At 44.1% G+C, this 22401-nt stretch carries 16 protein-coding genes; 6 read left to right on the plus strand and 10 right to left on the minus strand.

All coding sequences use genetic code 11. The annotated features are described in order from the left end of the window. Positions 1-9 precede the first annotated feature (9 nt). The 4 genes from DES35_RS09775 (at position 10) to DES35_RS09790 (ending at position 5448) form a co-directional block, all read left to right on the plus strand. The gene (locus DES35_RS09775) at positions 10-507 is read left to right on the plus strand and encodes a metallophosphoesterase family protein (protein ID WP_307718910.1); all 498 of its coding nucleotides are present in this window, start codon (positions 10-12) and stop codon (positions 505-507) included. Then, positions 507-1031 carry an AAA family ATPase gene (locus DES35_RS09780; RefSeq protein ID WP_051889390.1) on the plus strand — a complete coding sequence of 175 codons (525 nt, stop codon included), beginning with the start codon at positions 507-509 and terminating at the stop codon, positions 1029-1031. Before DES35_RS09775 ends, DES35_RS09780 begins: the two co-directional genes overlap by 1 nt. A 35-nt stretch (positions 1032-1066) precedes the next feature. After that, a complete protein-coding gene (locus DES35_RS09785; RefSeq protein WP_037359962.1) occupies positions 1067-2050 on the plus strand; it encodes a T9SS type A sorting domain-containing protein in 984 nt (327 codons plus the stop codon). Positions 2051-2934: 884 nt separating this feature from the next. Further along, a complete protein-coding gene (locus tag DES35_RS09790; protein ID WP_114366473.1) occupies positions 2935-5448 on the plus strand; it encodes a T9SS type A sorting domain-containing protein in 2514 nt (837 codons plus the stop codon). Positions 5449-5556: 108 nt separating this feature from the next. On the opposite strand, the gene DES35_RS09795 is transcribed toward DES35_RS09790, so the two are convergent. The 5 genes from DES35_RS09795 to DES35_RS09815 all read right to left on the minus strand — a co-directional run bounded on the left by DES35_RS09795 (position 5557) and on the right by DES35_RS09815 (position 10574). Then, entirely contained in the window at positions 5557-7839 is a 2283-nt protein-coding gene (locus DES35_RS09795; RefSeq protein ID WP_114366474.1) for a family 65 glycosyl hydrolase domain-containing protein, read from the minus strand. A gap of 18 nt (positions 7840-7857) precedes the next feature. Continuing rightward, positions 7858-8526, minus strand: a complete 669-nt coding sequence (pgmB, locus tag DES35_RS09800) for a beta-phosphoglucomutase (protein WP_200876150.1) — start codon at positions 8524-8526, stop codon at positions 7858-7860. Further along, positions 8523-8912, minus strand: a complete 390-nt coding sequence (locus DES35_RS09805; protein WP_114366475.1) for a methylglyoxal synthase — start codon at positions 8910-8912, stop codon at positions 8523-8525. Before DES35_RS09805 ends, pgmB begins: the two co-directional genes overlap by 4 nt. Next, entirely contained in the window at positions 8909-9781 is an 873-nt protein-coding gene (locus DES35_RS09810; RefSeq protein WP_037359954.1) for a hypothetical protein, read from the minus strand. The genes DES35_RS09805 and DES35_RS09810 overlap by 4 nt, the downstream gene beginning before the upstream one ends. A 202-nt stretch (positions 9782-9983) precedes the next feature. Then, positions 9984-10574, minus strand: a complete 591-nt coding sequence (locus DES35_RS09815; protein WP_037359952.1) for an acyl carrier protein phosphodiesterase — start codon at positions 10572-10574, stop codon at positions 9984-9986. A gap of 127 nt (positions 10575-10701) precedes the next feature. Here DES35_RS09815 and DES35_RS09820 point away from each other — a divergent pair, with 127 nt between their 5' ends. Continuing rightward, a complete protein-coding gene (locus DES35_RS09820) occupies positions 10702-11964 on the plus strand; it encodes a choice-of-anchor V domain-containing protein (protein ID WP_037359950.1) in 1263 nt (420 codons plus the stop codon). Here DES35_RS09820 and DES35_RS09825 read toward each other — a convergent pair whose 3' ends face one another. The 5 genes from DES35_RS09825 to DES35_RS09845 all read right to left on the minus strand — a co-directional run bounded on the left by DES35_RS09825 (position 11965) and on the right by DES35_RS09845 (position 21732). After that, a complete protein-coding gene (locus tag DES35_RS09825) occupies positions 11965-12360 on the minus strand; it encodes an HIT family protein (RefSeq protein ID WP_037359948.1) in 396 nt (131 codons plus the stop codon). Positions 12361-12373: 13 nt separating this feature from the next. Then, positions 12374-12850 carry a transcription elongation factor GreA gene (greA, locus tag DES35_RS09830; RefSeq protein WP_114366476.1) on the minus strand — a complete coding sequence of 159 codons (477 nt, stop codon included), beginning with the start codon at positions 12848-12850 and terminating at the stop codon, positions 12374-12376. Positions 12851-12941: 91 nt separating this feature from the next. After that, positions 12942-13982: a PorV/PorQ family protein gene (locus tag DES35_RS09835; protein WP_125039459.1), complete on the minus strand. Its 1041-nt coding sequence runs from the start codon at positions 13980-13982 to the stop codon at positions 12942-12944. 21 nt (positions 13983-14003) lie between these two features. Then, the gene (locus DES35_RS09840) at positions 14004-18065 is read right to left on the minus strand and encodes a T9SS type A sorting domain-containing protein (protein ID WP_114366478.1); all 4062 of its coding nucleotides are present in this window, start codon (positions 18063-18065) and stop codon (positions 14004-14006) included. Positions 18066-18084: 19 nt separating this feature from the next. Then, the gene (locus tag DES35_RS09845; RefSeq protein WP_114366479.1) at positions 18085-21732 is read right to left on the minus strand and encodes a TonB-dependent receptor; all 3648 of its coding nucleotides are present in this window, start codon (positions 21730-21732) and stop codon (positions 18085-18087) included. 202 nt (positions 21733-21934) lie between these two features. Here DES35_RS09845 and DES35_RS09850 point away from each other — a divergent pair, with 202 nt between their 5' ends. Further along, on the plus strand, positions 21935-22363 hold the full coding sequence (locus DES35_RS09850) for a hypothetical protein (protein ID WP_037359941.1): 429 nt from the start codon (positions 21935-21937) through the stop codon (positions 22361-22363). The last annotated feature ends 38 nt before the right edge of the window (positions 22364-22401 follow it).

The raw sequence follows: 22401 nt of genomic DNA on the forward strand, positions 1-22401 counted from the left end.
ATCAAAAAGATATTCTTACTTTCGGACACACACTCTTATATAGACACTGCCATAAGCCGATATGCCTCTACGGCAGACGAGGTTTGGCATGCCGGCGACATAGGATCAGTAGAAGTCACCGATACTCTGGCTGCACTGTCGCCCCAACTTCGGGCTGTGTATGGCAATATTGACGACACCTCACTGAGGTTGCGCTTTCCTCTAGATCAGGTTTTCGAGATAGAAGGTCTTAAGGTCTGGATCACACACATTGGGGGCTATCCGGGGCGCTATTCAAAACGCGTCAAAGACCTTTGGCCAGAAATTAGACCTAATTTGTTCATTTGCGGGCATTCCCACATTTTAAAGGTCATCAAGGATACAAAAAAACAATGCCTGCATTTGAATCCCGGGGCTGTCGGTCATCATGGTTTTCATCAGATGCGCACAGCTCTCCTTTTTGAACTATCTGAGGGCACTGTCAGAAATCTGGAGATCATCGAATTCGGTAAACGCGGTATGCTTTAATGAAAATAGCTGTTGTAGGTCCGGAATCAACCGGAAAAACCCAATTGTGCAAAAGACTCGCCCACTACTATGGAGGTCACTGGGTCCCCGAATATGCTCGTTACTACCTGGCGACACGCAACCATCAATACCAGGCAGAAGATCTTACACAAATGGCTGGAGGCCAATTATTTTGGAGGGAGCTGTACAGCACTTGCTTTCCTTCAGGCTATCTCTTTTTCGATACTGCACTAATCACTTACTGCATCTGGAGCCAATGGAAGTACCATTACACGCCATCTTTCATTGAAAAAAACTTTGAAAACGAGCACTTTGACCTCGTTCTGCTCACCTATCCCGACCTTCCCTGGACCTATGACCCCCAGCGCGAGAATCCTGACGACCGGGAAGCACTCTTTGAACGACACCTGAAAATCCTTACCGAGCGAAATACAAACTTTCATGTCGTAAGTGGATTTCAACACTATAGAATACTGAATGCCATACAAATTATCGAAATGGAGAAAAAAAATCTCCACATTTAAAATTTTTCCCTTTGTTTTGTAAAAATTTATCTAACATGAAAAAAATTTACACGCTTGGATTGGCCCTTTGCATCGCATTCACAGCTTTTGGCCAGCAGAGAAAGACAGGTAAAACCACTTACAAAAACCACCAAAATTTAACTCAACACTTCAAAAGTACAGGTGCCGAGGCAGTCAACGACACACTTTCGGCCAATGTTCTTCCTGGATGTAACCTTGGACCTACGCTCCTTCAGTCAACAAATGGAGGTTTTGTAGCCGGTACCAATGGATATGGAGATGTAGAAAAAGCTCAGCGCATTCAAACCAATACACTGGGTACTATTCACTCAGTGCTGGTAGCTTTTGGCGCCAAGAAAATAGTTGGTACAGCTGACAATATTAATGCTATCATTTATAACGTAAATGCAACCAGTGGCTCACCAAGTGGCACCGGCGTAGCTACTTCAGAAGCTGTAAGCGTATCCAATATTGATACCTCTGGACAATTCACTCGGTTTTCTTTTGCTACACCGGTCAGCTATTCGGGCGATTTCTTTGCCAGTATTGTGGTGTCTGGCGGCACCATCAACGATACTGTGGGAATATTGCATACCGGTGGAAATTGTGGTGGCGGTTCGGCCTGGGAGCGTTGGGATACCGGTCAATGGTATGCCTTTAACGATCCTAACTCATGGGGCCCTAATACGGATATTGTGCTTTACATCTTTGTCGAAGTAGAAAAATCTGGCAATATCGGTCTTGACAATGCATTTCTGCTCGACAGAAATTCTGTAAAAGTATTCCCCAACCCGGCACATGACCTGATTACCGTATCATACAAGCTGGCACAAGGTACTAAAGCGCTCTTTACCATTCACGACCTTACTGGCCGTACTGTTCTCTCCGAAGAGCTATCAGCCGCTTACAACGGTCTCAATGCTAAAAATATCCGAATTGGCCATCTGCCTGCCGGTGTATTCACCTACACGCTGAAGACTGCTACCCAATCCATCAGCGGAAAGTTGGTAATCCGGTAAACCAGGTTTAAATTTATTTAAAGGTTGCTGACCCGGAATCCCAGTGATTTCGGGTCTTTTATTTTCATGACAGGTGATCGCCGGTGATTTGATCGGCTGATCGGGTTTTCTTTTTGTTTATGTTCTTTTTACAGACGTGTTTCGAATCATAGGCCAGTGTACTATTTGATTAATTGAATTTTTTGGACCGTGGAAAAAGAGCAGGAAGTTCCTTCGGCTACTTGGGTTAAAAATCTGTAGTTGACTTGAATGGTTATTTGGGTTTTTGGTGCAGAACTTCATCTGTAATCTTCTGGTTGGATGTGATGCGGAGGAAGTAGTTATCAGTTTATGCATGCGTGCGTGTAGTCAACCTGCTGAAAACTGCTGTACACCTTTGGTGTAAATATTTTTTTAGGTGCAGAGGGTGGTGCATCCGTTTAAACTTATGGCTTTTGAATGCTGGACCTGTAGGAATTATATCAGATGCTATGGTTGGGGCGGAACTCTCTAATGAGCGGGAGATGAGTTGGTCTTTATATGCAAAGATTGCATATAGCAGTGATTTAATGATTTTTCTTAAATTCGAAAATTTTTAAGCAGGGTGTGGTGCCAAATGGTTTGCAGACAATGAGACCGGATGCTGATTGAAAATGTGTTGGGTAATTTGTGTTGTGGGTGGCATTCTGAAGGCACCTGTGCCGGAGTGATGTATTGCGTGAGGGATGCGTAGGGCGCCCGCAGGGCGGTGCGCAGCACGGGAGCGAAGCGTACCCCGGAGCAGCCCGACCCCGCGCGGTAAGGCCGACGGCAGGAGGCCGGCGCACGGGGGCACGCCCAAAAAATTTAAAATGAAGAAAATGGTGCAATAAATATATTTGAAGGGTTTTAAGAAAAATGTGGCGATGAGATTGCTGTGTTTGGTTTTTGCATTAATGGTCTGCGGCTCGGTCGATGGGCAGGTCTGGTATGATATGATTTTGAATGGGGAGCGAGATTTTCGGAAGATTAGGGCACATGCTGAGGAGTTTTTTTCGCAGAAAGTCACCCGGGAGAGAGGGATTGGATACAATTGGTACAAACGGTGGGAATACCATCAGCTGCAGGCTATAGGGGAGGACAGTCTGCTGCCGGTGGTGGATGTAGCGGATGAATGGACTGCTTACATCAGCCGGCAAAGGAATAGACCTGAAAGCTTTGCGGGCAATTGGGAACCATTGGGTCCTGTGGCCTGGTCCGTGCTGAACAACGGATACAGTCCGGGCCTTGGTCGGGTAAATTACATCTACCTTGATACGCTATACAGCGGAACGATGTATGTGTGTACGCCTTCAGGTGGACTTTGGCGCAGCTACGACGGAGGGGTCACCTATACGGTGCTTACCGACCAGCTGGCTTCAATAGGTTGTGGTATGGTGGTAGTGAATCCACTGGATACCAATGTATTGTATTTGGCTACGGGCGATAATTTCGGGTCGGATACCTACTCGATAGGGGTGCTTAAATCGACGGACTATGGCCAGACCTGGCAGCCAACGGGTCTTAGTTACGTGCAGTCGCAAATGGTGAGAATATTCAGATTGGTCATGCATCCAGTGGATACAGCTACGCTTTTGGCGAGTACATCGCAAGGTATCTTTCGCACGACGGACGGGGGCTTGACATGGGCGCTGGTGAGCAGCCTGCAGGCGCGAAGTCTTGTGTATAATCCAAAAAACCCGAATACGGTATTTGCTGCCTTTAAAACACTGATCAGAAGTCACGATTTTGGGGCTACTTGGATTCAGGTGACGGATACTGTGCCTCCGGCAAGCGCTGTGTCGAGAATGGAGGTGGCGATTTCTCCGTCAGATACGAGTGTGGTCTATCTGCTGATTGGAAATTCGGAGAATGGCTTTTTGAATGTGAGCCGTTCGGCTGATGGGGGTCATACTTTTGAAGTAAGGGCTACAACACCCAACATACTTCATCATTCGCTGCAGGGTACTGGTACGGGTGGACAGGCCTGGTACGATTTGGCCATCGCGGTGGATCCGGTAAATCCAAATATCGTTTACACTGGTGGTATCAACATCTGGAAATCGGTAAACGGGGGGCAGTCATTTGCCATTAATACGCATTGGGTATATACCAATCAAGGTTTGCCGTATGTGCATGCGGACATTCACTATCTGGGATTTTACAACGGGGCACTATATGCGGGCTGCGACGGGGGTGTCTATCGCACTACCAATGGAGGGGCCAGTTGGACGGATTTGTCGGAAGGATTAAAGATTACACAGGTCTATCGGCTGGGCACGTCGCATACGCATCCGGACATAGTGCAGTTTGGGGCTCAGGACAACGGGAGCATGAGGAGATTTCCGGCTGGTACCTGGAAACAGGCCTTCGGAGCTGATGGAATGGAGACGGTGATTGACTATTCAAATCCAAATATTGCGGTGATTAGCTATCAGAATGGAGGCTTGCTGCTGACTATGGACGGTGGAAATTCGTTTACTGAATTTATGAATGGAGTAAATCAGCCTTCTGGCTGGATTACGCCGTTTGTACTACATCCTACTGATCCGGAGCGCTGGCTGGTGGGTAGGCGTGCTGTGTGGGAAACGTACGACCGTGGTGTAAGCTGGGGGACTATATCGCCGTCTGATAACGTAAACATAGGCGCTTTGGCCTGGTCAAAGTCTGATCCTCTGGTGATATACTTTTCGAAGGGCAATGTGCTGAGAAAAACTACCGATGGAGGTGGAACCTGGAGTATTGTGAATCAAGGATTGCCGTTTCAAAATATTTCGAGTATTGCCATCCACCCCACTCATCCAGATCATGTAGTGATCACGTATAGTTCATTTGCAGCCGGACAAAAGGTATATCGCACGCTGAACGGTGGTGCCACATGGACTAATATTTCTGAGAACCTACCGAATTTGCAGGCTTGGTCGGTGATTTTTCAGGAGAATAGTCCATTGGATGCCATGTACCTGGGCATGGGAATCGGGGTGTATTACCGCGACAGCACCATGGCGCAGTGGGAGCCTTTTTTCGATGGTTTGCCCAATGTGGCAGTAAGAGAGCTGGAAATAAATTACAATAACGGCAAGCTTTATGCGGCCACCTATGGACGTGGTGTATGGTATAGCGATTTGAAATTGATAACTTCCGGCCTTTCAGATGGTGGTCTCTTACCTGCTGTGGAGGTCTATCCGAATCCCTTCCGTTCGGAATTCAAGATAGCCGTGAGTTCCACCGGTGTAGTGGAAATATGCGACTTGTCTGGCAGAGTGATCTACGAAAGCCCGATAGAGAGTGATAAGGCTGTTCTCAAGCCAGGAAAACTGCCAGCAAGCATCTATCTACTAAAATTTCAAGATCGGCATGGACGCACTGTGATCAAAAAAATCGTCAGCCGAGGTGACTGATGTAAAATGGGGTACATAGGACGAAAATTTGACTTCTTGAAAAAATCATTTGGTATCCTGAACGGAAACCGGATGAACCGAAAGACTCTATGATTTACTTACGTGTGATCAGACTTCAATCAGTTGGCCTTTGAGGTCAAGCCGGAGGGGATCACCTGTGTGCCGTGTAATGGTGGTTCCTTGGTGAGAGGTGTTGATTTCGAGGATTCTGCCGTGAAAAATGATTTTAAAACTAAGTCGCTTCCAGTGGCGCGGCAAGACTGGATTGAAGTACAGTTGTTGGTTTCGCACGCGCATGCCTCCGAAACCTTCGACTACGCTCATCCAGGTACCGGCCATTGAGGTAATGTGCAAACCTTCGTGAACTTCCTTATTGTAATCGTCGAGGTCAAGTCGAGAGGTTCGAAGGTAAAGCTCATAAGCCTTGTCCAACTTGCCGAGTTTGGCAGCCAGGACTACGTGTACACAAGGACTAAGAGAGGATTCGTGTACTGTGCGGGGCTCGTAAAAGTCAAAATGGCGTTGGTGTTCATCGGTTGTGAAGTGGTCTTCGAAGAAGTAAAAGGCCTGCAAGGTGTCTGCCTGTTTTATAAAGCATGATCGCAGGATTCGGTCCCAACTCCAATGCTGATTGATAGGGCGCTGGGTATGTGGTATTTCGGATGCCAGTTGTTGTATTTTGTCCAGGTAACCTTCTTGCTGTAGGTAGATTTGATACTTTTCAGAATAGGGGAAATAGATATTTGAAATGATTTTTTTCCAGAGAATGGGCTCTGATTGTGTATCAAAATTGGTTTTTTGAAAGACATCGCTGAGCTCTTTTGGGTACTGGTTTTTTAGCAGTTCAATGGTTTGGAGGGTATACTCCAGGCACCATCGGGCGATGTAGGAAGTGTAAAAGTTGTTGTTGATGTTGTTTTCGTATTCATTTGGTCCGGTTACACCGAGCATTACATACTGCTGCTTCTCTTCACTCCAGTTAAAGCGCTGTGCCCAGAACCTTGCGATGGCGATCATCACTTCAAGGCCATAATCAGCCAGATACCGGAAGTCGCCTGTGTATTCGACGTATCGGTGTATGGCTTTTACCATGGCTCCATTGCGGTGAATTTCTTCGAAGGTAATTTCCCATTCGTTGTGGCACTCTTCTCCATTGATGGTGACCATGGGATAGAGGGCTGCTCCATCCGTGAAGCCAAGTTTGCAGGCATTTTCTATTGCTTTGGGCAAGTGACGGTAGCGATAGAGCAGCAGATTACGGGCGACCTGCGGGTCACGGGTACTGAGGTAAAAGGGGAAGCAATAGGCTTCGGTATCCCAATAAGTGACTCCGCCGTACTTTTCACCGGTGAAGCCTTTAGGTCCGATGTTAAGGCGTTCGTCTTCGCCGGTATAGGTCTGATTGAGTTGGAAGATATTGAAACGTATGCCTTGTTGCGCTTCCGGATCGCCTTCAATGACGATATCGGATGTTTCCCAGATGGCAGCCCATGCTTTTTTTTGTTCTTCAAGCAGTGCATCAAATCCGGCCCGCATTGCTTCCGAGGCTTTGTAATCGGCTTCTTCCGCGATTTTTTCAATGGGATAGTTGAGGGAAGAAGTAATGGCTGCATACTTATAAAGGGTATAGGTAGTGCCGGCCTGGGCATTGATTTCAAAGCGATTGGCTACATATTTTTCGCGTTTGATGTTTTCGGGATACAGTGTAAGGTGTCTGCTGTCGGCTTCGAGTTCATAGCGCATGGCAGCTGCTACGTGAAAGTTGGTTTTCTTGGTTGCGGCTACATTGATGGCTTTCTGGGAGGCTACAGAGGTAAATACTTCATCCCAGAATTTTTCTCCATAGTTGGAATCTTCGTTGTACACATCAAAATCCAGATAAGGTGTATAGGAAATTTTTGGAGAAAAGCCCCTGGGCGTAATGGAATAGCGGATGGCTCCTATTTCATGTCTTTTCATGGAGATGAAGCGAAGGGCTTCAACCTCAAGAGTTTTAAATTCGTCGAATTGTGCGGTAAATTTTCTCAGCAGATAGCCTTCTTTCATATTTAGCTCTCGATAGAAGCCGGAAACTTTCACTTTGGCAAGGTCAAGTGGCTGGCCGTCGATGGAAATGTCAATTCCAATCCAGTTGACAGAATTGATGACTTTGGCGAAGTACTCCGGATAGCCATTTTTCCACCATCCCACTCTGGTTTTATCGGGATAATATACTCCCCCGATATAACTGCCTTGCATGGAACGACCTGAGTAAGTCTCTTCAAAATTTGCCCTTTGTCCCATCCGGCCATTGCCGATTGAAAAAAGGCTTTCGGAGCAAGGATGAAGAGCTGGGTCAAAGCCCTTTTCGATGATTTTCCATTCGTCGGTGATGATGTATTTTCTGTGCATGGGAATGTTGTAATCAAATTATTTGTTTAATACTTCTGATATCACAATAGATGGGGTAAGAAACTCGAGTGAGCCGGCCTGAAAGTCGGCGATTCCTTTGGGCAACATGTAGCCGATGCCGACTGTGTACATGCCGGCACCTTTAGCGGCCTGAATTCCTGCCAGAGAATCTTCAAACACAATGCATGAGAGAGGGTCGACGTTCAGCTCACTGGCACCCAGCAGAAACACTTCCGGGTCGGGTTTGCTTTTGGTAGCTTTGTTACCATCGATCAAAACGTCGAATAAATGTTTAACCCCGAGCTTTTCGACGATGGGGATGGCATTTTTACTGGCTGAGCCGAGGGCTGTTTTGATTCCGGCCTCCCGGGTAGCCAATAGAAATTCTCTGGCGCCAGGCAACAGGTCGTTTGCGGAAACTTCCTGGATATACTGCAGATACCATTGATTTTTTTGTTCTGCCAATCTGATTTTTTCTTCTTCAGATAAGGTGATTCCTCCCCACTGCAGGATTTTGTTGAGGCTTTCCAGACGGCCAACACCTTTGAGTTCTTCATTTTTTTCTTCACTGAAATCAAAACCAAGTTCATTGGCCATTCTTCTCCAGGCTTTGAAGTGATAACGGGCTGTGTCGGTTATGACTCCATCGAGATCGAAGATAAATGCTTTGATTTGCTGATTCATCATCTGCGGGCGGTTTCCTTTTTAATCAGGCCAATAATGATCAGCTCGGCTGCCAGGGCGTTGGTAGCTATAGGTACATTATGGTTGTCGCAGGCATCGAGCAGAGCCTGAATATCTTCGTGATTGGCTTGTTTGATGGAAGGGTCCCTGAAGAAGATGACAAAGCTAATTTCACCACTTTTGATCATTCGGGTAATTTCCTGATAACCGCCACTTTCACCCTTATTTACATGGAGTATATCAAGCCCTGGAGAGGCTTTTTCAAGGGCTTCGGCTGTACGTCCTGTAGCTACAAGTGATTTGCCCCACAACCAGTCTTTTCGCTCTGCAAGGAAACTGCAGAGCATTGGTTTGAATCTATCGTGAGCGATCACGGCTATTTTTTTCATGCTTCGGAATTTTCGAGAATTTTCATGTATTTGATATGATAGTTGATCAATCCTTCCAAGGGTTTTTGAATCACATTTGTAATTTTTAAACCAAGGGAATCTGCTACTTCAAAAAGATATTTTCGGAAATGGTATGCTACGGAGCCTACAAAGTTGATTTCAACTTCACGAGCGTTTTTATAGCTGAGAACGTGAGTTTTTAAAAACAGCTCAAAACCTTCTTTTACAATTTGTTGAAAGATAGGTAAATTTATGTGTTTATACACAAAAAGGCTGAAACTGGCGAGAAAAACATTGGCGTAGGGTTCGTTGTAAACTCGTCTGAAAATATCAGCCTTTTCCATTTTATAGGTATTGCGGAAATCCTCAGACACCTCTTTGGGTAGTTGCTTATAGAAATACATGGCAATCAATTTTTTGCCCAACCAACTGGCACTGCCTTCATCGCCAAGGATATAAGCCAGGGCAGGTACTTCCTGAAACAATTCGTTTCCGTCGAAATAACAGCTGTTTGACCCGGTGCCTATTATGCATGCAATTTCAGGATTGCCATTGTAGGTTGCATAAGCAGCCGCTTTCAAGTCGTGATCTACATGAACCGTAGCATTTGAAAACACCTTTCTTAGACCGGCAGCTATGATTTCGTTGTAATATGGTGATTCGCACCCTGCACCATAAAAGAATACTTTTGAAATTTTATCAGCATACATGCGAATTGTCTCAATTTTTGACAACTCATTGAACACTAATTCGCTGCTGTGAAAAAAGGGGTTAAACCCCATGTGCTTGATTTCTTCGAATACAGTTCCATCTTCGTTGATAAGCACTGCATCGCATTTTGTTGATCCGCTTTCTGCCAGATAAATCATCGGATGTGAGATTAAAAGAGGTGTCAAAAATACACTTAGTCAGATAAGGATTCAATCCCTTTGATTCCTATATGTATGAAATTCAACCAAAGGTACGCAATTCTAAAAAATTTGAGACTCCGAGAGAATGTATAAGTCTGATAGAGAGTTAAATTAAGATGAAAAATTCTCCATTGCCTGCATTGTTGAACTATTTTAACGGTTAGCCCAGATGTTTCTTAATCCACTTTCTGGAATCCGGAACAATATCCAGGAGCAGGTCTTTGAAATGTTTTTCCAACTCTTCTTTGTATTCATATATGACGGCAGCCGCTTCGCTGAGTCGATTAGAGTATTTGGTTCGGCGACTCATACCGTCAAATGCCTTTTGCAAGCCTTCAATAGTGCTGTACGATTGAAGCCAGTTGTAACGAATCATATAGGTCATCACAGTCCGAAACTGAGCAGGGAGTTCGCCTTTGTATTCAAGATATTCATTGTAAAAACCTCGCACATACTCGTCGAGAGCAATCTCAGAATACACATCCCAATTCAGCGCCAGAAAGTGGTCATACGCCAGATCAACAACGACGGCGGCATAGTGCCCCTGATGTGGAGACAGCAAAGCCTTACTTCTCTTAAAACCATGGTGACCATCTGTATATTCATCAATCCAATGATGATAGCGATATCCAAGCTGCATCATTGGCGGATAGCCAGATAGCTGAGATGCCGGAAGGCCGTCTGCCATGAGATTGCCTATTCTAAACTCAGTGTTGTCAATGGAAAGAAATAAATGCCCCAAAAAATTCATATTGTAAAGCTAAGGTTTGAAAAGATACAATTAAACCAATCTGAAGGCAGAAATTTGAAAAAATGGATAATGAACAAAATTGTTTCTTTTGCAATTGTATCATTATTTTTGACCAATAGTTTCACAAATGAGGAGGAAGTACAGCATTGGATTAGGTATTGGATTAATTGCAATAATATATGGCAAATTGGCCAGTTACAGCGGTGGATTTTTTAGTACAGGATATACCGGTTCACCTGGTGATAATGGAATGAGCTGTGTATCCTGCCATGCAGGATCACCGGTAACTTCGACACAAGGGGCCATTACTACCAACATACCACAGGCAGGTTATGTGCCCGGACAAAGCTATACTGTGACTGTGACCGCCCAGCATCCTACTTTTAATGTTTTCGGATTTATGTTGACTGCAGAAACTTCGACAGGAGCAAAGGCAGGGACCTGGTCCATTCTTAACGCAACAGAAACTCAGCTCACTGCAGGCGGCAATTATGTTTCCCACACTTCATCAGGCATTTTTGGCTCATCAAACAGCAAGAGCTGGACAGTCCAATGGACAGCGCCCACACCTGGTGTTGGGCCTGTGACATTTTATGTCGCCATTAACAGAGCCAATGGAAACTCAACCACATCCGGCGATCATATACAGATTGCTTCTTTACAAGTTATGCAATACACTCCACCTCCTCCACCGCCGGTTTCTGTCAAAATCGACACTGTACTTGACGAAAGATGTTTGAATGGTTGTAATGGAAGTATTCAGGCATCGGCTACAGGAGGAATTCCACCGATCACGCTGTCAATCACGGGCAATAGTTTCACTAATCTATGTGGTGGTCAATATTGGGTAATTGCAACCGACAGTATCGGACAGACAGATTCTGTGTTAGTACAAGTCAAAAACGGTTCAAATCCGCCGATACCCGATATTCACTATGACCAGGCCTATTCATTGCTTTATACTACCGCAAAGGCTCAGGGATATGAGTGGTATTATTTTGGTCAAGCCATCCCAAACAGCAATAATGACACATTAAGTCTTACAGGAATGCAAGCAGGAGAGTACTCTGTAGAAATATCTGACTCCCTCAGCTGTAGAAGTATGTCTCAGGTCTTAAGCATTATCTTTGGAAATATTGCGGAAGGCAATGCTTACAGGTGTGTTGTTTATCCCAATCCGGTTTTATCGGGAGATTGGTTGTTTATTAAATATGAGGGAGGGCCGGCTACAATTCAAATACTAAGTATTGAAGGTCGCTTGGTATTATCCGATAAAATTTATCACGGAATTCATTCGATAAACACCCATACTATAGCACCTGGAGTATATCTTTTGTTTTTGAAAAGCAGCAAAGGCGATCTGAGGACTGTAAAATTTCTGGTAAAATAACTACGACATAAATGCACTTATTTTCAACCTTGAATTTTCGAAAACTTCAGGAGAAAGTTTAAGCTTTGGCTTTGAAAAATTTAAATCATCTATCTGATTGATTGGCATGAGGTGTATATGTGCATGCGGAACTTCTAATCCTACAACTGCTACCCCTACTTTTATACAGGGATAAGCTGATTTGATTGCAAAAGCTACTTTTTTGGCCAGGGTCCACAGTTCGGAATAAATTTCGTCAGGAAGGTCGAATAAATCGTCTACCTCAATTTTTGGAATTACTAAAGTATGACCCTCGACTAAGGGGAAAATATCCAGAAAAGCAATGCAATTTTCGGTTTCTGCCACGATGTAGGCCGGAACCTCTCCTTTGACAATTTTTGTGAAAATAGAGGCCATAAGTGTTTAGTTTTTATTCTACAGAAATTTCAAGAATTTCAAACTCGAGGATACCCGCAGGCACCTTGATAGCTACTTTCTCACCCACTTTTTTACCGACAAGACCTTGTCCGATGGGCGAGTTGATTGATATTTTTCCCTTTTTCAGATCAGCTTCAGATTCAGAGACCAAGGTGTACGAAACCACTTGTTTAGTTTTCAAATTTTTTAGCTTAACAGTGCTCATCACCATTACTTTGGAAACATCCACATCGCTTTTGTCCATAATCTTGGCATTGGCAATAAGGTCCTCTAATTTGGCTATTTTCAGTTCCAGTAATCCTTGTGCTTCTTTTGCCGCATCGTACTCTGCGTTTTCGGAGAGGTCTCCTTTATCACGTGCTTCAGCTATTTGCTGAGAGATTTTAGGCCTTTCAACATTTTTAAGATATTCAAGCTCTTCTTTTAATTTTTTCAAACCTTCAGCTGTCAGATATGATACTTTGGTCATACGTCTTAATAATTGATAATGAAGTTAAACAATAAAAGAATGAGACCTCAAGCAGAGGCCTCATTCGGGCGACAAATATAATGAGAAATCGTCAGAGCGTTAGACGTATTCCCAGTGAGTGTGTGCCTAAGAATGGAGTACGGGTAGCTCTGAAGGAATAGTCCAGTGCAAGATTGTTGCCACCGGCGTCTTTTGACATTGGTAACATAAATGAAACACCTGCTGCAAGGCCGGTATGCACATTGGTTTGTTGGCGGTCAATTCTATTGTCAAAGATTGTGTAACCGACCCGTGCCATAAAAGTTTGCCTGAAACTATACTCAAGACCGAGTCCATATTCATCTTTTTGTAGAGAATTTGACTGGAAGTTGATGGCAGCGGTAAGCATTTGATCCGAACCCAGGTAAAAGTCGTAGCTACCACCGATTACAAGGTTTGAGGGAAATTCAAATTTAGCTGATCGGCTGCTAAATGTCTGAGAATACCCTCCTCCCGGAACCGTCGCCTGTATGGACAGTCCGTCTCCGCCAAATGCAGCAGAGGGGCCAATATTTCTGAGTGTAATTCCAAACTTTAAGCGATTGTCTTTACCGGTATGGTATTGTACACCGGCATCCACCAACAAGGCTGAAACGGATAAGTTTGGAAGACCTTGGTTATAGAATTTTAAATTAACCCCTCCAAAAATACTTTCGGTGAATTTTTGAGCATAACCACCCGTAATAATTGCTGCATATGGTGATATTGTAGATATTCCTCCATCTGGCTGTGCCTCAGTTCTGACGATCAGGTCACCATAGGAAAAATTACTTAAAGAGATGGCTAACGCTCCACTACCTCCTACAGTTTTAACTAATCCAATAGAATTGATTGTGATATCACTTCCTGAAAGCCACTGGGTATTGCTGAAGGCAAGCTCAAGATTTTCGACATTAGCTATGCCTGCAATGTTCAGAAAAACAGACTCAACACCACGTACTCCTGCAGTATTCACATTGCCCCAGCCAGAATTTCTCGCCCATGAATTGTTGAGCAATTCACTTGCACCAGCTGAACCCACCCGTTGGGGGTTTCCGGCAAACAGTGAGCCTGACACCAGGCTCACTATTGTTAATATGCTGATTTTCTTCACTTTTTTAGTTAAATTATTGTTTTAGAATGCGTTTAAGTCCACTGGTCTCATGGCACCGAACCATTTAATGACCTTATGTCCTATTCCTGGAGCATCTACATGAATTATGTACATACCACTGGCGATGGGTATGCCATAATTATTTCGTAAATCCCATTCTACCCAAGTATCGGAATTATCTTTTGTAATGGTTCGCACAAGTTCACCGTTGGTGGTAAATATATTCACGTTGCAACGGATAGGCAGATTGATGATTTTGACTCTGTTGTCGAGCTGCGATGTTTCATACAGAGAATACGCAAAGTAGGGATTAGGAACAACTCCGATCAGATCCAAAGCATTTTTTGCGGTTTGCAGATCGTTGTTTTTAGCTGCTATGTTCTTTGTGCTGAATTTGTACATCGGAAATCCTCCGTTGCCATCAGGGTTGGAGCTAAAAGATGTTTCATATCTGTCAAACGTCCGCGAGACTCTCAGCTTGATTTTTACTTCCGCCGGCATACTGACGTTGGGATCCACATTATATCCCGGAGCTGTTAGCGGAATATTGGCCCAATCGATATTTCTGAAAACGGCTGCTCTGGCGATCGGTTGGCTGAGGTTGTTAATTTCATTGAAGAGAGGAAAATCCTCTGGGGCATCGCCTCTGTAAGTTAAGTCAATAGGTTGTCCTTGTCCGTTAAGCCCGTCGGCAGCAAACACATAGACATAGTGCTGACCTCCGAAGACAAAATTTCCGAGTTTGTCCTGTACTTCCGAAGTGGGATTCCATTTCATATCGTTACCCCTTTGTCCTACTCTGAAAGAGTTTTCGCCAAAGGCCATGCATAGTCTTCTTCCGGTTTCTACATCGATTGCATATCCAGGGAAGAATGACCAGCCTTGTGGTATGGAGGGATCTTCCACCAATTGGCCATTAACGAGACTTAGGGACGTACTTTTTCTCAATTCAAATTTGGCTGCATTTCCAATCGCAAGTGGCGGCTCTTCACAAAGCTCAAACACCGGTACGCGTGTCCATTTTGAACGGTCATTGGTAATGACGACGTTTATGGAACGAAGTAATGAAATATCCCTCCTCGGTGTCTGTGCTCTGGCAGGTCCCATTCCGAGATTGTTGGGTAAAGCCAGCGTGTTGGTTCTGGCGAAAACGTAAGGACCCCATGTACCATCCACAAATGTTGCAAAATACCTGCACGGATCCATGGGCTCCGTCACATTGCTGTTTGGCAATACAAACGTGGCATCAGGATACAGGTTTGCCGGGGGAGATGTAGCTACTGTATTTGTTCCTACGGCAATCCAGTTTCTCGGGGTAAAGGAGGTGTTGTCGCTTACACCGGACAGCCATGCCTGAGTAGGAACGCTAAATTCAATACTTGAGCCAACTACGCCATTTCTGTACGTGCATTGCCAATCTCTTCCTGGATTGTTAAAATTTGAAACGGTAACGGATAACCCCAACTCAGGAATTATTTGTTCATTTGGGAAGCTCAAAGTTGTGTCACTAAAAATCGGATTGACTAGAGTTCCTCCACTGATCACCCATTTAGCTGTGTCACCCATACCCAGCAATCGGAGGGTAAAGTCACCTGCTGGTACTCTCTTTGGATCAACAACTTTAATATTTACAGGACCAAAACCTGGTAGGTAGGCCAATTCGTCTGCTCTTCCTTCTCTAACTATTTTTTCCTCAATATCTGGTCTTAGTTCAATAAAATTACCCATATTGCCAAGTCCTTCATATCGAATGATCTCAGGTGAATCGCCATAGTTGGCACCGAGAACCAACCCATTTTGTTCAGGTTTTGTGATACGAGGTATTCCTTTAAAGACGACGATACCTTCCGCACCGGAGGTTTTCCGACCAGGCAAGAAAGGAGTTTGTTGCGTTAATTCGGGTCTGGCTGGATCGAAAGGAGCAAATTGGTTTACTGCATACGCTATAGCAATAAAATAATAATCCTTATGATTTATTAACCTTCTGTTTGTACCTGTAGCGAATGCATCCTCAATTATCCTAAACGACATTTGTATCCCATCGTTATTTGCTTGAATGGTCATATCTTGAGGCACAAGTGCATTCATGCTTGCATCTCGGGTGTAATTGATGAGTTGCGCATGTTGATTTTTAATATCGCACTGAGCAACGAGTCGTGAGAGAGAAGGATTGTATAAGTCGGCCACACTTACATTGGCATCTCTGAGTTGGAATATTTGAAATCCTTCAAATTTGTAATCATAATACCCTGTATCGCGGGCTTCTTGAATTTGTTGGGGAGTAGCACCAGGAGGATCTGGAATTAATGGATCTCTCTGACGATATCTGAGATTGAAGTTATTGGAGGTCTCATCATACATCAAGTTAAGAATTAATTCTCTATCCAGTTCCACGATTTCCAATTTAGGACCATCTGGACCATCAAGCAATTGGAAGCAATTATCGAAAAGTTTTTGAGCCTTATCGTCAGCAATGATTACAAGTTCCATGGAGGCGAACAGATCGTCTGAGAAAAAGTTTCTGGCCCATACAGCCCCTGTAGTAATAAAGTTGAGAGCTCCTGGTGCCAGAGAGAAGGGACCCGCGCAGTGAAGACCCCTTTTGTCAGCCTTATTTGCGGGTGACTCCCACCAGCCACCATTGGGCAGTGGAGCATCTGGCTTATAGGCTCCTGTGGTATCGTAAGACAATCCGGGATAAGCAAAGAAAGTCCTCTCTCCACTTCCATCGACAGTAAAACCATCACCATTATTGGTGTTGCCTTTGCCACTTGGATTTTCTATGACTAATGGGTTTCCGTTTCTCCAGATGCACTGCAGGTATTGATAAAATTCAGCTGCATTTCGCGGGTCAGTCGTATTGGGATTTACCCCTGGGCTTCCTGTATTGTTGTAATACATAAACCCACTCATGATAATTCTTTCATTTCTTCCAATTGAAGGATCTTCGGGCTGGCAAACTCCGAAATCGTCTCTGACACCATCAACACATCCATCTCTGTCGTTGTCGATTCCATCAAAGTAATCAGCAAAAGGTCCCTGGAAAAAGTCAAGACCTATAGCAGGTGGAAAGGGTCCATACCCCAGTGGACCGGCATCGACGGGTTCAGCATTATATACATATCCGAGTCCTCTTGCTATATCGCATCCAATGATATCATCATAAGGATTGCCCAGGTCTGCATCAAACCAGGTCCCGAAAAATGTATTGGTAAGTCTGAAGGTGGATTTATTGAGAATGCGATAGTTGTAAAAAGTCATGTTGTTGATTTCATCATTGGTGGAAAAAGCAAAAGCCTGTGCTCTGATTTCAAAACCTAAAGCACCGGCCTGCGTTTCTGTGTGTATATTTCCTCTGTCGTTGTATACCCACCAAATGGTCATGTCCCCGTAGAGCAAATCCACTTCTTTTATGCGGCAGTCGAATGATCGGTCTAAATCGTATGCCGGGTAATCAAATCTGTAATCGTACAAATCGTTGCCATCTAAATCCATAAATGGAGCCAATCGAAAATCCAGCTCACCATTAATGCCATTACCTGGCCAATCGCGGATGATGGTCGGCACTTCGTTCTCGTAGTTAGGATAACGGACTGATACATCGCAATCCGGGTCTTCCTGACATCTGAGCCATCCTCTGTGTTTTTCGACCTGTGAGCGGAAAATGATCCAGAATCTGTCATATGTCCGACACACTTCGGCATTGACGCTTGCCAGGCCGTCGTTTGACAAAGGGCCAGGCCAAAAGTCATTACCTCTTTGACGATAGGTCATGGCCGCCATTTTCAATTGGTTTCCTTCGTCAAGGCCTCCCAGCCATAAGGCCCCGGCAAACATGGAATGCCTGTTAGACCCTTTGGGCACTTCGTACCTTGGCTGATTGAGGTTCCACCACATATCGCCAGCGGCTAATACGGTAGCTCTGACGTTGTTGAGATTTAAATCAGCCTGTGCTGTGGCCGGAGCACACAATTCAGAAAGTGTTCGACCAGTTCTTTTTTTAGGACTTCCGAGACCCGGAATTTCTCGGGCTCCCAAGTACACTGCATTGGCCAGAAAAGTAATGATCCACAAAAACCGCATATACTTCATTTTAACTCGATTAAAAATTAAACATAATACCTAGGCGAATACGTCTGGGCAACCCAAAATTAAATGGACTTAATAGTCTTACATTATACAGGTCAATGTAAGATTGGGCACTTACCTGTGAATTAATCGCGTTTATTGCCTGAGGAGAGGTCAGGTAACCATCGTCATCGGGCAATCCGGTGTAGGGATAAACCGCTACAACATTTCTTGTGTTCAAGGCATTGAGCACCTGAAGATAAACATCCAGTTGTTGTGATTTTTTGCTGTCTTTATTCAATTTAACATCAAATATTTTATTTACACGAAGATCGACTCTCAACTGCCAGGGAAGTCTTGAACCATTTACCTGGCCGATCAATGGGGATTGTGTTTCTGATGCATTGATAGGGTAGGCAAACAATCTTCTGGAATAAGGGGTCCCTGAGTTTGCAGTGACCAGAATGTTTACCCCGGCATTTTCAAAAACTTTTTTGTTAAACCATACTGGCCCATTGTAATTGACTCCTTTTCCGTAGCGATAATCGAGTCTGGTTACAATCCTGTGTCTGGTATCAAAGCTAAGAGGAAGAATGTATCTGATGTTGGGTTGACCTGATCTTGCAAGGTTGGCTCCTGAGTTAGGGCCAGAACCTGTTCCATCTGCAAACTGCAAAGTATAATTGGCCGTAAGCGACACATTACCGGTTCTTCTCAGGTCGTATTCAAATGTAAATCCTTTCACAGTTCCAAAGTCTCTGTTTCCATAGGTAATATAGGTATTTGGATACGCTTGGGTCAGAGCTATTGTCTGCATCATATCGCGCATCTCGCGGTAGAAAGATGCAATTTTTAGTACCGACCTTGCAGAAAGCACCTGTTGAAAACCTATTTCATAGTCAGTGGTTCTCTGTGGCCTTAAGTTTGGATTGTTGATAGGATCTAATAGATTTTTACCAAATTCCAGTTCGAGATATTCAATAGGGTTGAACCTCGATAGCCCTACATCAGGACGCTGAGCCAACACATCGTAGTGCGCATAAAACAAAGCTACATCGGAAATCGGGAAGTTGAAGCTAATCCGGGGCATCACAACGACCTGCGGACGGTAATCAGTGAAAGAATTTGGCCCGAGTCTTTGATTTTCTGGTCTGTCGTATAGGACTGGTCTCACGTTTCCTCCCCCGAGGTCGGCAATCAGTTTGGGGTTGTCAATTCTACGGCCTTGTACATCGTACCAGTCATTGCCATTTCGAAAACCTACTACATTAGAGAATTCATTTCCACCAATGAAATAATTGTAGTTGTCTACATATACGGCAAAGTTGTCGCCGATATTGGAGGGAATGGTACCTCTGATGTTGGGGAATATGCCATTTCTGACTTCGCCTACAGACACTCCAGGATAAAGGTTGTAAGGATCTTTTAGTACCGGCTGGTTCAGATCGAAATAGTCAACACGAACTCCTACGTTGAATCTCAAATCGTAAAATTCAAATTGGTCTTGAATGTAACCGGCTACATATATAGGTTCGAAGGCTCCTATAGGTCTAAGAAGTCTTCCGTCGGCTCCCCTTCTTGTAAAAAAGTCATTGATGGAGACTCGGCGGTCGGATATTCGACCTGTATGATCAAATCCATAATAATTCACCAGTCTCGAACCACTTAGGTTAATAAGTTCATCTGCAGCAAACAAATCCAATGAAAAAATAGAGGGGTCGTGACTAAAGACATTCAAAAAGTCAAGACCATTCGGATCTAGTCCTAATCTTCTACGAAATCTTTCGTCAAATGCATTTTGCTTTCCGGCATCAAACTTTCTCGGATAAAAAATGGTATCTAAAAAAACGCCATTTTCATCGCGAACCGGCATGGGATTTCCAAAATCCAATTCCCTGATGTGATCGTTTTGAAGCTGTTGCATGAGAGTCCACAATCCATTGGCTCCTACACTAAAAGCCCGGTCTACCCTCTGTTCAAATTCAAAGCCGGTGATAATTTGATGACGTTCATATTCAAATGAAAAGGACCCTGTAACTCTGAATTGCGAAAATCTTCCTTTGCTGTAGCCAGCGATCTGGGCACCGACGTTACCCCACAGGCCATTGTAAACGGTTTGAGGATTATCCCCGTTCCACAATGCACGACCTTGACGAAGAGCATCGTAGGTGCGTGTATTGCCTAGGAAGGGATTTTGACGAACAGTCTCGTAAAAAATTTCAGTATAGCGCGCTCTTATCGGATTATATGGACCTGGTCTAAAAGTAATTGCCGTGTCAAAAGGAACAATAGCCAGCCAACCTGTCAGCCCGGTCGCCGTGTCTGTGCCGTATGTGTAAAAGAAATCTTGGAATCTATCGAAATACCCAATGTGACCGTAAGCAAAAATGTTGTCGCCAAAGCGAGGGTCAAAACTTCTCCTTTCATTTCTTTGGTAATCCACTTGTATTTGATAGAAGGCATTCTTTAGCTTAGAAGATCCTTGATTGCTGCCAAGGGTTTGCTGAAAGCGTCCAAACACGGCCCAGTCAGTATTTCTGGATTCTCCGTAAAACTCATAATTAAAGAGAGAATTGAGAAAACTCGGATCTTTTCCCCATCGCGATGAAAGACGAACTCCCATCAATATTCCTGTATTGTCATTAAGTTTAATATTAAAATTTGTTTGCATTCTGAAATCATTTCTAGCTGCATTCAGGCGTGCCGGAATCTCTTCCAAATCATCCATTGTGATAAATTCGGAATTGTAGAGCACACCTTGCCCAAGATTAGCAGGTCTCACTGGTGTTTTTTGCAGATCTCTTAATACATCCTCTCTGACGCGATACTGCTTTGTATAAAAGGGGCGAGGGTCAGCCTGGTATTCATATTCGGATGAAAACAGAAATCCTACGATAGGTTTACCCTTCTTTTTGATCAATGGGCCTCCGGCCGTAAAGCCGAACAGGTTGTAGTGATAAGGGTCAAAAAGTGAGGAGGATAATATTTCTGCTTCTCCATAATATACCGGAGAGGGTCCTTTGGTGGTTGTGGATATAACCCCCCCGATGGCATCACCAAATTGCGCCGGGACTCCGCCGGTATAAACCTGTTGCTGAGCAATGGCACCTTGCGGAAGCGAAAGGCTTCCTCTGACCTTAACACCATCTATAAAATAAGTCGTGGCGTCTTCACGACCTCCACGAATACTGATACCACCTCCCTCAACTGCCTGAAAGGCTCCGGCTGCAGTAGCTGCCACGGCTGCCACATCGCGGATGGCCATGTTGACGATTTCTTCGGAGGTCACTACAGTTTTGTTGTCAACCAATGGTTTCTCCCACGTAATGGTGACTTCGGTTAGCATCTCAGTGGCTTCCTGAAGTGGAATATTGAGTGTGGTAGCTTCATTAGGTTTGATCAAAATACCGGCAATTGTAGCTTTAGCATACCCAACAGCCGTCACTTCAACATAATAGGTTCCAGGATTTAGCGGAGATATGTTGTAATTGCCATTATCATCTGCAGCTGTTCCCTTTACTATGGCCCCGGCTTTGTCCTTGACCACTACATTGGCAAACGGTACTGGCTCTCTTGGATTGGTTTTTTCAAATACTCTCCCCAGCAAACGACCCGGACGTTCCTGTGCATAAACATTTAAAGCAAACACTACACAGAAAAAAATGAGTAATCTATTCGCCATTTTTAAAGTTTAAATTTGGGTAAATTTGGACGGGTTAAATTAAAAACATTTTAAATTAAGAGCCAAAAATGCTCTTTCATTTTTTTTAAGTGAAATTTTTAGTGTAACATTTTGATTTTATAATTGTTATCTTTGACCTACAAACAAAGGTTGTATTTGAAACTTTTTTATGGGCTACCGGCGTTTAAATAGACTGCGCAAGATGCTGCTTTTTTTCTCAATAAATGTATTATCTGTCGTGATGATTGGATGTCGAGAGCAGCGTCAGCATCAGGTTCCCAATGTACCAGTCGATGAGGTTATTTTTTTAAATCTTCCTTCGAGTCTACCACTGCAAGCACCGGGCGGGTGGATTTACCATCCCGGCGGGTTCAGAGGTCTTTTGATTTATCGTGCTTTCTTCAATGGTAATGCCGACGATTTCCGAGCTTTTGACAGGACCTGCCCGTCACATATAAATGAGCCATGCGGATTGGTCCACGTCAGCGACGACAATATTATCAGTAGGTGTGGATGCGACAGTGCAGGATATATTCTCTTTGATGGCACTCCAGAAGCCGGGAATCAATCATTGCCTTTAAAACAATACCGCGTACAATTTTTTGGAAATAGCATCCGCGTTTTCAATTAGAAGTTACTTTTTCTTCTTTTTATTTGCTATAAAATTGA

This window comes from Schleiferia thermophila (assembly GCF_003337435.1).
Taxonomy (GTDB): domain Bacteria; phylum Bacteroidota; class Bacteroidia; order Flavobacteriales; family Schleiferiaceae; genus Schleiferia; species Schleiferia thermophila.